We start from the raw sequence: 14,786 nt of genomic DNA on the forward strand, positions 1-14,786 counted from the left end.
GTCGTATGAATCTGCTGCTATTCGAACAGCTTCTTTAAATTTTCGTGATAAGGGGCCTGCACAACGCCTTTCTCGGTAATGATCGCGGTAACGTATTCGTGCGGCGTTACGTCGAAGGCCGGGTTATACACCTTTACGCCTTGCGGAGCCGTGCGCTTGCCGAAGCCCTCGGTAATTTCCTCCGCCGGTCGCTCCTCGATCGGAATGTCGGCGCCGGTAGGCGTCTCCAGGTCAATCGTGGATAACGGGCAGGCCACATAAAATGGGATGCCGTGCGCCTTCGCCAGAACGGCTACGCCATAAGTGCCGATCTTGTTGGCGACATCGCCGTTCGCGGCGACGCGGTCCGTTCCGACGATAACCGCCTGCACCCAGCCCTTGGACATGACCATGGCAGCCATGTTGTCTGCCAGAAGCGTTACGTCGATGCCGGCCTGCTGCAGCTCAAAAGCGGTCAGCCGTGCACCCTGCAGCACAGGCCGCGTCTCGTCCGCGAACACCTTAATTTTCATGCCCTGCTCATGGGCAAGGTACATCGGGGCGAGCGCGGTACCGTATTTGGCCGTTGCCAAGCCGCCTGCGTTGCAGTGCGTAAGGATGCCCATCCCGTCTTTGAAGAACGGCAGCGCGTTCTCGCCGATTCGGCGGCATACATCCTCGTCCTCTGCGCGGATGGCTTCGGCTTCCGCCAGGAATGCCGCATTCAGTCCGCTGATATCGAGCCCGTCCGTAGCGAGCTTGGCCGCGGCGAGCTTCATCCGGTCCAGCGCCCAAAACAGGTTAACGGCTGTCGGTCTCGAGGTAGCCAGGTATTCGCTCGTCTTGACTACCTGCTCGAGCCATCCGCCAGCATCGCTGCCTTCATAACGAAGTCCGCCGAGTACGGTCCCGAATGCCGCGGCGATGCCGATCGCCGGCGCGCCCCGGACCTTCATGGAATGAATGCCTTCCCACACCTCTTCGGGCGTATAGAGCTTCAAATAGACGATTTCTTCCGGCAGAAGCCGCTGATCCAACAATACCAAATGGTCTCCGCCCCAATAAACGGAGCTTAGCGGTTCATGGGTGGTGGAATTATCGGTTGTCATACCGCTCATATCGATACCTCATTTCCTTGGGATGCTTGCTTGACCAACGTCACGATATCATCTATGGATTGAATGGAGCGATGGTGCCGCACCAGGCTCTTGCCGATTGCCAGCGCTTTACGCTGAGCAACTTCCCTGTCCTTGTCGCCCGGGATCGTGTCGATATCGGCGACGTGAGACAGGCCCACGATGCGCCGTATCATTTTGCAGCCGGCGAATCCGGCGGTATCCTTCAGAATTTGGGAAATGTAATAATCCTGATAGCCTGCCGTCCGGGACATCTCGTCTTGCAGATCGTCGTTCCAGAGCAAGCGGAAACGGCTCTCGAAATGCGTCCAGACGCCGCGCGCCATCTCAATCAGTGTTGCCTCACGGGCTGCCCGAGTCTGCTCGTCCGCGCACCATCCCGTCAGCGATGCATAGTTGAGCAGCAGGTTGCCGATGACCGCGCCGATATCGAATCCCATAGGCCCGAAGAAGGCGAATTCCGGGTCGATGACCTTGGTCGAATCCGGCTTGACGAAGATGCTTCCGGTATGAAGATCCCCATGAAGCAGCGCCTGCGCCTGCGTCAAGAACTTGTGGCGAAGCAGCGTGACTTCGAAGTGAAGCTCCGTATCGGAACGAAGCGCCTCCGCCTCGTCCTCGATGGCTTCGGGATAATTGTTGTTGTCCGATTTCCGGTAAGGATCCTCGAAGATCAGATCCTCGGTGATTTTGCATAGATCGGGATTCACGAACTGGCCCGCAAGCACCTTCTTCTCCTGCTGATTCATCCCGAGATCCGAGGTGTAGAAGAGCGTTCTCGCCAAAAACTCCCCGATATGCTCGGCGAATACCGGATAGGCTTGGCCTTCAATGAGTCCTCTGCGCATAATCGTATATTCGCTCAGATCCTCCATCACGGTGTAGGCCAGCTCATCGGAATATCCGTAGACCTGAGGTACAAGCTCGGGGCAGATCTTGTACTCAGTCTCAAGGGCCAATCGCTCGATTCGGGCGCGGTCCAGAGACAGCGGCCACGATTCGCCGACGACCTTTGCATAAGGAACGGCCTGCTTGATAATGATACTATCAGCCGTATTTTTGGCGGTGACGTGGAACACCAGATTCAGATTGCCGTCGCCGATTTCCCGGCACTCCAGCTCGGCATGCTCCGGGAACCGGCCCGGGATACTTCTTGCTAACTGTATAGCTTCCTCTGCGCTCAGCGGATGATATGCAGACATGGATGGTCACCCCCAAATATAATAGAAGAAAACTTAAAGCCAACTTTTTTGCTTGGTATTACCTAGTATAACGGTTTTTCGCGAATTTTGTATAATTTTTTGGACGGCTGCGGAATATGCGTAAGCGAGCATGATTCGCATATTGGCTCAAGGGGTAAACTACAATTAGACGCCCAAGCGCAGGTTTGTGCTCCTATATAATTGAAGGACTGCGAGAAGGCGGCATGCCTTGCAAGAGAAGGATGCCCGCGGCCGATACGTTCCTTCGCGTGTCACAGGGTGCATTAATATATAGAAAAGGAAGGGATTAACCATGGCAAAAACATCGTCTAGCAAATCCGCAGGAAAAACGAAAAGCTCCTCCCTGGAGCAGCTGTTGAACCAGCAGGTTGCAAACTTTAACGTGCTCTACGTGAAGCTTCATAATTACCATTGGTACGTTAGCGGGCAGCAGTTCTATTCCCTTCATGTGAAGTTTGAAGAACTGTACAATGAAATTACGCTGAAAATGGACGAGGTTGCAGAGCGGCTTCTTGCCCTCAAGGGTAAGCCGGCGGCAACGATGAAAGAATATCTGGATCTGGCGACTGTCCAGGAAGCATCCGGCAATGAGGATACGAAGGGCATGGTGCAGGCGCTGATCGAGGATTTTGCCACGGTTTCGGAAGAGCTTGCAGAAGGAATCGAAATGGCCGAGGAAGCAGGGGATGCGCCGACGGCGGATATGCTCACGGGCTTTAAGGCCGACCTTGAGAAGCATATGTGGATGCTGCGTTCTTTCTTGGGCTAAAGAGGTTGTTCCGTAGAGATGAAGTTTATTTCACTTGTTCTTCATGGCATAAGGATGGATCGTGACGCCTTGCTGCAATCGATCGTCCAAGCGCATGCATGCTGTTAGACATGTACCGTCCGGCGACGAGCGATGTGAAAGCCGGTGCCGGGTGCCGTGGGTTTAACGCATGCAGCATTTCGATGCAGCTGAGCCCTCCATGAACAGGGGAACGACAAGCAGGCTTGACCGCTGACGGGTCAGGCCTGCTTTTTTTGGTAGCGGTTGGGAAGTGCAGGTTATCGGGGTACTCGGTTTCGGTTATGCTTACAGTATAATCGAAAGGTTATGACGATCCGGTGTTGTTTTGATGAAGAGGGAAGTCTGCCGCTTAGCCGTAAAAGGCTTGTCCGGTTGAAATGCATCCTGTTTTATTATAAAATGGCTTGAGAATCAGTGAGAATCAGTTTAGAATAATTATAAATAAATAATTACTTTTTTCTTGCTTCTCTTATGAAATCAGGGCGTACAATCCTGTTATCATATAGGACCATAATACACTACCTATTCAACGGAGGGAATCTAATATGTCAACGAAGTTTGTCATTGAAGGATTGAAAGCACAAATCGAAGGGAAGGAAATCCTTAAGGGGATCAACCTTGAGATGAAGGGCGGCGAAGTTCACGCCATCATGGGACCTAACGGTACAGGTAAGAGTACCCTCGCTTCCGCTTTGATGGGTCACCCCAAATATGAAGTAACAGAAGGTACGGTGCTTCTGAACGATGAAGACCTGCTTGAGATGGAGGTTGACGAGCGCGCACGTGCCGGATTGTTCCTCGCGATGCAGTATCCGAGCGAAATTGCCGGGGTAACGAACTCCGACTTCCTGCGCAGCTCCATCAACGCACGCCGCGGCGAAGGCAATGAGATTTCGCTGATCAAGTTTATCCGCCAGATGGAAGGCAAGATGAAGGAGCTTGAGATGAACCCTGAGTTCGCTCACCGCTACTTGAACGAAGGCTTCTCCGGCGGCGAGAAGAAGCGTAACGAAATCCTGCAAATGATGATGCTCGAGCCGAAAATCGTCGTGCTGGACGAAATTGACTCCGGTCTCGATATCGATGCTTTGAGAATCGTGGCAAACGGCGTAAACGCGATGAAATCGGAAGAACGCGGTTTCTTGATTATTACCCACTATCAGCGCTTGCTTAACTATATTACTCCTGATTACGTACACGTTATGATGCAAGGACGCATTGTTAAATCCGGCGGTCCTGAGCTGGCCGAGAAACTGGAAGCGGAAGGCTATGACTGGATCAAGGAAGAGCTGGGAATTACCGATGAAACTGTAGGTCAAGACGCGTAAATTGACGGGAGGAGGAAACGATATGACTACACAAACCATTCTTCCGGTCAACGCTGAGGCTTTGAAGGCATTGTCCGAAAGTAAACAGGAACCGGCCTGGCTGACCGAGAGCCGTCTGGCTTCTCTGGAACTGGCCGGCCAATTGGAATTGCCAAAGCTGGAGAAGCAGCGCATCGAGCGCTGGAACATCCAAAGCTACGGCGAATATAAGGAAAGCAGCAAGCTCGCTTCCTTTGAAGAGCTGCCGGAGCATGTTGCAAAGCTTGTCGAAGGCTCCCGTGAGGGCGGCTTGATCATCCAGCGCAACTCCGGCACGGTCCATGTAAGCCTCGCTCCTGAATTGGCAGCGAAAGGCGTGATCTTCACTGATCTGCAAACCGCGGTGAAGGAGCACGAGGAACTGGTGAAGCCTTACCTGCATCAAGCGGTTAAGCGGGATGAGCACGCCATGGCGGCTCTGCATGCTGCGGTGTGGAACGGCGGGGTATTCCTGTATGTTCCGAAAAATGTCGAAGTCGACGTTCCAATGCAGGCAGTGCTGCTGGCAGACGACGCCGGTGCAACCTTTGCTCCTCATATTCTTGTCGTTGCCGAAGCGAACAGCATGGTCACTTATGTCGATAACTATGTGTCCGATGCGTTGAACGGTCCGCTCACGCATAACGGGGCAGTGGAAGTATTCGTTAAGAACGGCGCCAAGGTCCGCTATGCATCGGTGCATCAGCTGGCTGCGGATGCAACGGACGTCACGTACCGCCGTGCGGTTGTCGAGAACGACGGCTCCATCGAATGGATCGTCGGGGAGATGAACGACGGAGATACGGCAAGCGATACGATGAGCGTTCTGAAGGGCAACGGTTCGACATCCGATGCGAAGGTCATCGCAGTCGGCTCCGGTTCCCAGAAGATCAATTACACGACCCAAGCGAAGCACTTCGGCAAGAGCTCGGCGTCCCAGATGATTACCCGTGCGGTCATGCGCGAAGAAGCGCAAGCGATCATCAACGGGATCACCAAAATCGAGAAGGGTGCAACGAAGGCCGACGGTCAGCAAACCGAACGGGTGCTGATGCTTAGCCCGAAAGCGCGAGGCGACGCCAACCCGATTCTGCTCATCGACGAGGATGACGTTACTGCGGGTCATGCCGCATCCGTCGGGCAAGTGAACCAGGAGCAGATTTACTACCTGATGTCCCGCGGAATTTCGCGCACGGTGGCGGAATCGCTCATCATCTACGGTTTCCTCGCTCCGGTCGTCAGCGAAATTCCGTTGGAGGGACTTCGTGACCAGCTGCAGGGGCTCGTTGAAAGGAAGCTGGGACAATGATTGCCCACGTTCGAGAGCAATTTCCCATTCTCCATCAGGAGATCAACGGACATCCGCTGGTCTATCTCGACAATGCGGCGACTTCCCAGAAGCCGCAGGTCGTAATAGACGCCGTCAAGCGGTATTACGAGTGGGAGAACTCCAACGTTCACCGCGGAGTTCACACGCTCGGCAGCCGTGCGACGGACGCCTATGAAGGAGCACGGGAGAAGGTCGCCCGTTTCATTAATGCCGAAAGCTCCGAGCAAATTATTTTCACGCGCGGCACGACAACGGCGCTGAACCTGGTTGCTTCGTCTTACGCACGCTCCGTGTGCGGTCCAGGCGATGAAATCGTCCTGACCGAAATGGAGCATCACAGCAATCTCATTCCGTGGCAGCAGGTGGCAATCGCCATCGGCGCTACGCTGAAATATATTCCGCTGCAGCCTGACGGCACGATCCGCGTCGAGGATGTCGAGGCGCTGGTCACAGACCGTACGAAGCTGGTAGCGATCGCTTATGTCTCCAATGTCATGGGCGTGATCCATCCGGTGAAGCAAATCGCCGAAATCGCTCACCGTCACGGTGCCGTCATCGTTGTAGACGGTGCGCAGAGCACCCCGCACATGAAGGTGGATGTTCAGGATATCGGCTGCGATTTCTACGCCTTGTCCGGACATAAGATGTGTGCTCCGACCGGCATCGGCGCGCTCTACGGCAAGAAGGCGCTGCTGGAGGCGATGGAGCCGATCGAGTTCGGCGGCGAAATGATCAACGATGTCGGCTTGTATGAGTCGACTTGGAAGGAGCTCCCCTGGAAGTTCGAAGGGGGGACGCCGATCATTGCCGGGGCTGTCGGTCTTGGCGCAGCCATCGATTTCCTTCAGGAAATCGGCATGGAGGCAATCGAGCAGCATGAAGGGAAGCTTGCCGCCTATGCGATGAATCGCTTGTCCGAGCTTGAGGGCGTGACGATTTACGGCCCGCGCGAGCGCAAGGTCGGGCTCGTTACCTTTAATCTCGGCGACATTCATCCGCATGACGTGGCAACCGTTCTTGATGCGCAGGGCATCGCGATCCGGGCAGGCCATCACTGCTGCCAACCGCTGATGCGCTGGCTGAAAGTATCTTCTACGGCACGCGCAAGCTTTTATCTGTATAATACAGAAGAGGACGTTGATCGGTTAGTTAGCGCCTTAATCCAGACAAAGGAGTATTTTGGCGATGCAACTTGATGATTTATACAGACGTGTCATCATGGATCATTATAAAAATCCCCGCAATCGCGGAAGGTTCGAGGACGATGCGGTAACGGTCGATTTGAACAACCCGACGTGCGGAGACCGAATCTCCTTGCAGCTTAAGGTTGAGAACGGGATCGTGGCTGATGCCAAATATACGGGGGAAGGCTGCTCCATCAGCATGTCTTCCGCCTCGATGATGACGGACGCCGTAAAAGGCAAATCGCTCGACGAGGCGCTGAGCCTGGCGGACCGGTTCTCCTCCCTGATGCAGGGCGAGGACGTTGAATTCGAAGAGTACGAGGATATTGAAGCCCTATCCGGTGTTAACAAGTTTCCTGCCCGCATTAAGTGTGCAACACTCGCGTGGAACGCACTCCGAAAAGGAATAGACGCGAAGTAAGCGAAAGACAATAGATCGATAGGGAGGTAAGTCAAATGGCTAAAAAGGCACCCGAATTAGAAGAGTACAAATATGGTTTCCGTGACGAGCACAAAGCCGTTTTTCAAACCGGTAAAGGATTGACTCGCGAGGTCGTTACGGAAATTTCCAAGATTAAGAATGAGCCTGAATGGATGCTGGAGTTCCGCCTGAAGGCGCTGGAGCAGTTCGAGAAAATGCCGATGCCGCGTTGGGGCGGCGATCTCGACGAGCTGGATTTCAACGACATCCAGTACTATGTCAGACCGTCCGAGAAGCAAGGGAAGACTTGGGAGGAGGTTCCTGCCGAAATTAAGGAAACCTTCGACAAGCTCGGGATCCCGGAAGCGGAGCAGAAGTTCCTTGCAGGCGTATCGGCACAATACGAATCCGAAGTTGTATACCACAACATGCAGAAGGACCTTGAAGATCAAGGGGTAATCTTTATGGACACGGATACCGCTCTGAAAGAGCATCCAGAAATCTTTAGAGAGTACTTCGCAACGGTCGTTCCTCCGGCTGATAATAAATTTGCCGCGCTGAACAGTGCGGTATGGTCCGGCGGAAGCTTCATCTATGTTCCGAAAGGCGTGCAGTGCGAAATTCCGCTGCAGGCGTACTTCCGTATCAACTCCGAGAACATGGGTCAGTTCGAGCGTACGCTGATCATCGCCGACGAAGGCAGCTTCGTGCATTACGTCGAAGGCTGTACGGCTCCGATCTACAGCACGAACTCGCTTCATAGCGCGGTTGTCGAGATTATCTGTAAGAAGGATGCACGTGTGCGCTACACGACGATCCAGAACTGGGCGCCGAACATCTACAACCTCGTAACCAAGCGTGCGGTTGCGGAAGAGAATGCGACGATGGAATGGGTCGACGGCAACATCGGCTCCAAGCTGACTATGAAATACCCTGCTGTCGTCCTGAAAGGACGCGGCGCGAAAGGGATGGTTCTGTCCATCGCGGTGGCAGGTAAAGGCCAGCACCAGGATGCAGGTGCGAAGATGCTTCACCTGGCTCCGGACACCACTTCCACGATCGTATCGAAATCGATCAGTAAGCACGGCGGTAAAGTAACCTACCGCGGTCTGGCATCCTTCGGCCGCAACGCCGAAGGCGCGAAGGCGAATATCAAGTGCGATACGCTTATTCTCGATAATGAGTCGACATCCGATACGATTCCATACAACGAGATCAAGAACGACAACATTACGCTGGAGCATGAGGCGACTGTATCCAAGGTATCCGAGGATCAGCTGTTCTACCTTATGAGCCGCGGTCTTACCGAGGACGAAGCTACGCAGATGATCGTTATGGGCTTCATTGAGCCGTTCACGAAAGAGCTGCCAATGGAATATGCGGTTGAGATGAACCGTCTCATCAAGTTCGAGATGGAAGGCTCCATCGGTTAATATATCCAGGCACGATTTGAATATAGGCTGACATCGAAGAATGGGCTGCCCGCGAGATCACAGATCTTGGGCAGCCCATTCTTTTGTAAGTCAGAGATAATCACTCAGGCAGATATGTCTCATATCGCGATTCCGGCGAGCTTTCGAACCCTCGAACCCTCGAACCCGCGACCCAGGGACCCAGCGACCCAGGGACCCAGCGACCCGGGAAACTGAGAATTTGAGGAACTTAGAACCTTAGAGTCTGAGTATCTAGGTACCTGCTTCATCAATCCCGCCGGGTAGTCTGTTACGACCGGCTTGGCCTGACGACGTGTGAGCGCAGTCCGCTGCGCAAATAAATTCCCCGGACGATGGATACCATCAATCGCCGGGGAATTTATTTGATTATGTATATATTGAAAGGCATGAGTTCATGTTAGAGCAGGATCTCTTGAATCTCGGTATCCGATTCCTTCGACAGATCAATGAACCGCGCTCCGGCCTGAATGAGGGGACGGAAGTAGTCCGACTGGTTATTCGCAACGATAATGCCCGATTCACCGGTCGTCAGGACGACCTTTTTACCGATGAAATAAGGAAGCATCTGCTGGATGAACGCATGAGTCGCCTTCCCGTTCAGCTTGCCGAAGCTGAGGCTGTAGAGCTCCCGCAGAACGGTCAGCAGCTGCTGCTTGGACTGATACACCCGGTTGGTCGTCATGGCGCTGTAGACATCGGCAACCGCGCAAATCTGCGCGTAAGGATGGATCTGATTCTCATGGATCGCTTTCGGATACCCGGAGCCGTCGCCGCGTTCGTGATGCTGCAGCGCTACGGTTGCAGTGACTTTGTCCCGCGTTGATTCATAGATCGTTTCGTAGCCGTAAATGGTGTGAAGCTTGACCTGCTCATATTCCTCCGGCGTCAGCTTGCCGGGTTTATCGAGTATTTCGCGGGGGATCCGGCACTTTCCGATATCATGGAGGAAGCCGGCTTTGCCGATGTCATAAGCTTCCTGCTCAGAATAACCCATCCATTCGGCGATATAATAGGACAGCATTCCGACTTGAATGGAGTGGCGATATGTGTAATCATCCTTGCCATTAAACAGAAGCAGGAGAGAAACCACGTCCTTCTGTTCACTGAGCGAGTCAACGAGCGGATGAAAGGTATCGTCGACGACGGATTCATTAAACGTTCCCGTCAGCGCCGCTTCCTCGAACATGGATTTGCATCCGTCGAACGCGAGATTGAAATGCGGTTGAACCTGTCGAAACGATTCCGAGATATCGGATAGCAGATCGATGGATTCCGCATGCCCGCGGGGGGAAATATCGATATAATCGATGCCGTGCTGAAGGAGCTTGGATATGTCCTCCATGCGCAGAATCGTTCCTTTGCGAAGAACATGAACGCCGTTGCGGTTGAATGCATCTTGTTGGATGTGATCGCCGGGTCTCAGGTCCGTGACATGTACTCTCAAATCATTGCACCTCTTGCCCTTATATAAATGAAAAGTTAAAACCATCTTAGCAAGAAAATTATGGTTTTACAATGATTGAATAAGTCTTAAAGCCTAGCAGTGGGGTCCCAAGGGCCTGTCTGAGGGCCTTTCCATTCGGATCCGTCATCCCAAATTTCCTTTTTCCAGATCGGGACGGTTCGCTTCAGCTGCTCGATGGCATACCTGCTGGCTTCGTAGCAATCGTTTCGATGAGGCGAAGAGACGGCAATGACCACGCTGGTTTCACCGATATCGACCGTACCGATCCGGTGGGAAATCGCGCATAAGGTGCCGGGCCACTGGTTGGAGATGTTGCGGCAAATTTGCTGCAATTCTTTTAAGGCCATGGGGATATAGGCTTCATACTCCAGCGTAACCGTTCGCTGCTCACCGGTCATTTCCCGGGTCGTCCCGATAAAAGAGAGGGTTGCGCCATGGTTGGCATCATGGACCTTGGCCAGGGTATCCTCGACCGAGAGCTTCTCGGACGTAATCAGGCAGGTTCCATCGGGGGACTGAGCGCTCTTGGGGGGCTGCTCCCCGGCACCGTCGCCACCGGATACCGGCGGAATCAGAGCAACCTCATCCCCTGCCTGAATAAGCTGGTCTTCCAAAGCATATTCTTGATTGATTGCCACGAATGAAACCGCGATCTGCTGGGCGGCGTCCGGATAAGTATCGCTAAGCTTCTGCTTTAATTCTCCGGCCGTAAGCGGAAGCGCGGGGACGGGAAACGCAAGCGAAGCGGAACCGATTCGATCGGCCAGCCCCGCGAATAACAAGATCGGAATAGTCGTCGACATTTTGCATCACCTCATAATTCTTCTGGGCTACAATATACCATATTCCTCGTCAAAATGTTATGCTTGAAAGACCGGAAAATCACGTGATACGAACATGGGAGGAGGCCGCCTGAATGCTGAAGAAGAGCCATAACCAGAAGCTTACAATCCTGTATACAAATGATATACATAGTCATTTTGAAATGATGAGTAGCGCGGCGGCTATTATTTCCCGGGAAAGAACGGCCGCGGAAGGCCCGGTTCTCGTGCTTGATATCGGCGACCATATGGACAGAGCGGCTGTCGAGACGGAAGGCTCGATGGGACAGGCAAATGTCGATATTATGAATCTGACCGGATATGATGCGATTACCATCGGCAACAATGAAGGACTTACCTTTCCTGCCGATGTACTGGATCATCTTTACGCCGGTCTTCAATGTCCCGTCGTTTGCTGCAATATCCACGAGACCACGAGCGGTGCACCCCCGCGCTGGATGAAGCCAAGCATCGTCGTTGAGAAGGGGGGCATCCGGGTGGGAATCACCGGTGCGACGGCTGCCTTCGCCGGCTTTTATCAGCTGCTGGGCTGGGAGGCTTCCGACCCGGATCAAGCGATTGCCGAGCAGGTACGGCTGCTGTCGGACCAATGTGACCTCGTTATCGTGCTGTCGCATCTCGGATTAACGACGGATAAACGATTGGCGGAAAATATCGAAGGCATCGACATTATTTTGGGCGGCCATACCCATCATGTGCTCGAGGACCCGCTTGTCATCGGGGGTACGGTTATTTGCGGAGCCGGAAAGTTCGGGAAATATGTCGGCAGGCTTGTCTTGGAACGGAGCCATGAGAACGGTCGATTGTTGAGCAGGGAAGGGCAGCTGCTGTCCGTGGATCAGGCGCTGATCGAGCCGGTTGTCGAGCAGGCGATCATGCGTCATCATGAGCTGGCCGAGCAGCGGCTGCAGGAGCAGGTAGCGGTCATTGACCGCAAGCTTCCGATCCATTACGAAGAGGAATCTCCATTTGCGAACCTGCTCGCCCAGGCGGTGCTGCACCATACGGGAGCCGAGTTTTCCATCGTAAATTCAGGACAGCTGCTCGGGCCGCTCCCGATGGGCGAAATCAGCGCCGGCATGCTGCACAGTCTGTGCCCGTCCCCGATTAACCCCTGCGTCGTGACACTGCTCGGAGAGCATATTTATCAGGCGCTTGAAGAGAGTCTGCTTCTGGAATTCAACAACAAAAAGATTATGGGGTTCGGATTCCGCGGTTATATATTGGGCTGTCTGGCAGTGGACGGACTTCAGGTCCATTATGATCCATCGGGGTTGCCTTACCATAAAATCAACAGCATTACGCTGAATGGACAGCCGCTTGAGCGAACGCGGGAATACAGGGTAGGCACGCTGGACATGTTCACCTTTAAGATCGGCTATGAAACCCTGGCTCTCGGTAGGGACACGGCTTACATGCTGCCGGAATTTATCCGGGATTTGCTAAGGGAAGAGCTGTCAAGGCCCGGATCGCTTGACGAGACGCTCGTTCCCCGCTGGATTTCCTGAACATCTCCTTCGACTAACTTCCTCTGGCCGAGCATACATATGAGGAGGACAAAGGTAAAGGAAGGGGATGGACATGGATTTTCTTACATCCATCATTTTGGGCATTGTAGAGGGCTTGACGGAATTCATCCCGGTATCCTCTACGGGGCACATGATTTTAACGGCAAAAATGCTCGGATATGACGACCAGACGCCAATCATGAAGACATTCGAGGTTGTTATCCAATTGGGAGCCATATTGGCGATCGCCATCGTGTACTGGAACCGTATCCTTACATTGCTGGGTTGGAGCCGCAGCGAGCCGATTGCCAAGTCGGCACGGAAGAGATTGAATCTGATTCACGTCTTTTTGGGAATCGCACCGGCGCTGCTTGTTGCCTATTTCGCAAGAGATTTCATCAAAAGCCTGTTTCATGCGAAGACCGTTTTGCTTGCGCTTGTCGCCGGGGGCATTTTTATGATTTTCGCGGAATGGTACAATAAACACAAGGTTCATGTAACCGCTGAAGATGTGGATGATATGACGTACAAGCAGGCGTTCTTGATCGGTTTGTATCAGATTATATCCGTCTTGTGGCCGGGATTTTCCAGGTCGGGCTCCACGATCTCCGGAGGCATGATCAGCGGTGTCAGCTACAAGGCTTCGGCTGACTTTTCGTTTCTGATCGCGATTCCGATTATGTGCGCAGCCTCCGGCTACGAGCTGCTGGACTCTTACCGAAACTTTACGTCCGACGCGGTCGGCGTATTTATCGCAGGCTTTATTGTTTCGTTTGTAGTCGCTTATTTTGTCGTCCTGGCCTTTATGAAGCTTATACAGAAGATCCGGCTTACGCATTTCGCGATTTACCGTTTTGTTCTGGCTGCCGTATTCTGGCTGTTTATTATGCACTGATCTACAGAATGAAGAACAGGTTTAGCCTGAACCATCGGTTTTAGTACAGTACCCTCTAAAGGCCAGGCGCTTATATCCCATACGTGTTACGAATAGCAGAGGAAGTGACGGATTGCGTCTAATACCTATTGATGCGTTGAAGCCGGGAATGGTAATCGGTAAAAAAATATATAACAGTGACGGTCTGGTGCTGCTGTCCGAAGGCGTGGAGTTGACCGATCGCCTCATCCGCCGTCTTGGCGGGCTGGAGATCAGTTATGTATATATCCAGGATGCATTGACGGAGGATATCGTTGTACAGGAGCTGCTGTCGGAAGAAACACGGCTGAAGGCCATTCAGTCGATCCGGAGCAATTTTAAGAAATTGGAGAGTCGTCCGGATCTGGGAGGAAGCTTTCTCCATCTGGGAAAGTCCTTTTCCGGCGTCATGGAAGCGATCATGGATGAACTGTCGGAGCACGAGGAATGCATGGTGCTGCTGACCGATATGAACACCAATGATTACAATCTGTATCGCCATTCATTAAACGTATGCTTGTATACAACGGTGCTGGGCTTATCCTTCGGTTACAGCCGTGAGGAGCTGCGGGTGCTTAGTCTCGGCGCGCTCCTCCATGATATAGGGAAGACCAGAATATCCCAGTCGCTGCTGCAGCGGCCGGGACGTCTGAGTTTGGAGGAGTTTCGCGAAGTGCAGAGGCACACTGAACTGGGCTATCAGATTCTAAAGAACGAGCCCAACATTCCGCTTATGGCGGCGCACTGCGCGCTCTCCCACCATGAACGCCTGGACGGCAGCGGTTATCCCCGCGGGTTGAAGGGACCGGAAATTCACGATTTTGCCAAGTGGGTTGCGATCGCCGATTCCTATGATGCCATGACGACGCAGCGGGTTTACAAGCCCGCGCTGCTGCCGCATCATGCGGTGGAAGTGATGTACACCGGGTCAGGGACGCTGTATGAGCAGAGATTTCTCGAAGTGTTCCGGGATCGGGTTGCGATATACCCTCCGGGGATCACCGTGAAGCTCCATACAGGGGAGAGCGGGGTTGTCTCCAAGGTCCATCCCCATGTACCGCATCGTCCGGTCGTTCGGGTGCTGACGGATGCGGAAGGGGTGCCGCTTACGGCGCCTTATGAACTGGATTTGTCCAAAACGCTGGCCGTCATGATTGCCGGTATCGGACAAGCTAACGTGGACTGAACATTGTTA

Annotated in this window: 13 protein-coding genes; 9 read left to right on the forward strand and 4 right to left on the reverse strand. The window is 53.3% G+C overall.

Features of this window, described 5'->3' with window-relative positions; genetic code table 11:
• Positions 1 to 17 precede the first annotated feature (17 nt).
• Positions 18 to 1,097 (reverse strand): S-methyl-5-thioribose-1-phosphate isomerase, encoded by a 1,080-nt coding sequence (gene mtnA, locus BBD41_RS20995; protein ID WP_099478625.1) that lies wholly within the window; start codon positions 1,095 to 1,097, stop codon positions 18 to 20.
• A complete protein-coding gene (gene mtnK, locus BBD41_RS21000; protein WP_099478626.1) occupies positions 1,094 to 2,317 on the reverse strand; it encodes an S-methyl-5-thioribose kinase in 1,224 nt (407 codons plus the stop codon). The genes mtnA and mtnK overlap by 4 nt, the downstream gene beginning before the upstream one ends.
• A gap of 313 nt (positions 2,318 to 2,630) precedes the next feature.
• Here mtnK and BBD41_RS21005 point away from each other — a divergent pair, with 313 nt between their 5' ends.
• The 6 genes from BBD41_RS21005 to sufB all read left to right on the forward strand — a co-directional run bounded on the left by BBD41_RS21005 (position 2,631) and on the right by sufB (position 8,842).
• On the forward strand, positions 2,631 to 3,107 hold the full coding sequence (locus BBD41_RS21005; RefSeq protein WP_077567783.1) for a Dps family protein: 477 nt from the start codon (positions 2,631 to 2,633) through the stop codon (positions 3,105 to 3,107).
• Between the two features lie 566 nt (positions 3,108 to 3,673).
• On the forward strand, positions 3,674 to 4,456 hold the full coding sequence (gene sufC / locus BBD41_RS21010) for a Fe-S cluster assembly ATPase SufC (protein ID WP_007127362.1): 783 nt from the start codon (positions 3,674 to 3,676) through the stop codon (positions 4,454 to 4,456).
• 22 nt (positions 4,457 to 4,478) lie between these two features.
• A complete protein-coding gene (gene sufD, locus BBD41_RS21015; RefSeq protein ID WP_077567782.1) occupies positions 4,479 to 5,783 on the forward strand; it encodes a Fe-S cluster assembly protein SufD in 1,305 nt (434 codons plus the stop codon).
• Positions 5,780 to 7,000: a cysteine desulfurase gene (locus BBD41_RS21020; RefSeq protein ID WP_099478627.1), complete on the forward strand. Its 1,221-nt coding sequence runs from the start codon at positions 5,780 to 5,782 to the stop codon at positions 6,998 to 7,000. The genes sufD and BBD41_RS21020 overlap by 4 nt, the downstream gene beginning before the upstream one ends.
• Positions 6,990 to 7,409, forward strand: coding sequence for a Fe-S cluster assembly sulfur transfer protein SufU (sufU, locus tag BBD41_RS21025; RefSeq protein WP_099478628.1), 420 nt, complete (start codon positions 6,990 to 6,992; stop codon positions 7,407 to 7,409). The genes BBD41_RS21020 and sufU overlap by 11 nt, the downstream gene beginning before the upstream one ends.
• Positions 7,410 to 7,444: 35 nt before the next feature.
• Positions 7,445 to 8,842 carry a Fe-S cluster assembly protein SufB gene (sufB, locus tag BBD41_RS21030; RefSeq protein ID WP_077567779.1) on the forward strand — a complete coding sequence of 466 codons (1,398 nt, stop codon included), beginning with the start codon at positions 7,445 to 7,447 and terminating at the stop codon, positions 8,840 to 8,842.
• 418 nt (positions 8,843 to 9,260) lie between these two features.
• Here sufB and BBD41_RS21035 read toward each other — a convergent pair whose 3' ends face one another.
• Both BBD41_RS21035 and BBD41_RS21040 read right to left on the reverse strand, forming a co-directional pair.
• Positions 9,261 to 10,307: an HD-GYP domain-containing protein gene (locus BBD41_RS21035; RefSeq protein ID WP_099478629.1), complete on the reverse strand. Its 1,047-nt coding sequence runs from the start codon at positions 10,305 to 10,307 to the stop codon at positions 9,261 to 9,263.
• Positions 10,308 to 10,393: 86 nt separating this feature from the next.
• On the reverse strand, positions 10,394 to 11,131 hold the full coding sequence (locus BBD41_RS21040) for a molybdenum cofactor biosynthesis protein (protein ID WP_099478630.1): 738 nt from the start codon (positions 11,129 to 11,131) through the stop codon (positions 10,394 to 10,396).
• A 113-nt stretch (positions 11,132 to 11,244) separates the two neighbouring features.
• On the opposite strand from BBD41_RS21040, the gene BBD41_RS21045 reads away from it, so the two are divergent.
• The 3 genes from BBD41_RS21045 (at position 11,245) to BBD41_RS21055 (ending at position 14,777) form a co-directional block, all read left to right on the forward strand.
• Positions 11,245 to 12,678: a bifunctional metallophosphatase/5'-nucleotidase gene (locus BBD41_RS21045; RefSeq protein ID WP_099478631.1), complete on the forward strand. Its 1,434-nt coding sequence runs from the start codon at positions 11,245 to 11,247 to the stop codon at positions 12,676 to 12,678.
• Between the two features lie 73 nt (positions 12,679 to 12,751).
• Positions 12,752 to 13,573: an undecaprenyl-diphosphate phosphatase gene (locus BBD41_RS21050; RefSeq protein WP_099478632.1), complete on the forward strand. Its 822-nt coding sequence runs from the start codon at positions 12,752 to 12,754 to the stop codon at positions 13,571 to 13,573.
• A gap of 112 nt (positions 13,574 to 13,685) precedes the next feature.
• Positions 13,686 to 14,777 (forward strand): HD-GYP domain-containing protein, encoded by a 1,092-nt coding sequence (locus tag BBD41_RS21055; RefSeq protein ID WP_077567775.1) that lies wholly within the window; start codon positions 13,686 to 13,688, stop codon positions 14,775 to 14,777.
• Positions 14,778 to 14,786: the final 9 nt, after the last annotated feature.

It is taken from the genome of Paenibacillus ihbetae (assembly GCF_002741055.1).
Lineage (GTDB): Bacteria > Bacillota > Bacilli > Paenibacillales > Paenibacillaceae > Paenibacillus_AQ > Paenibacillus_AQ ihbetae.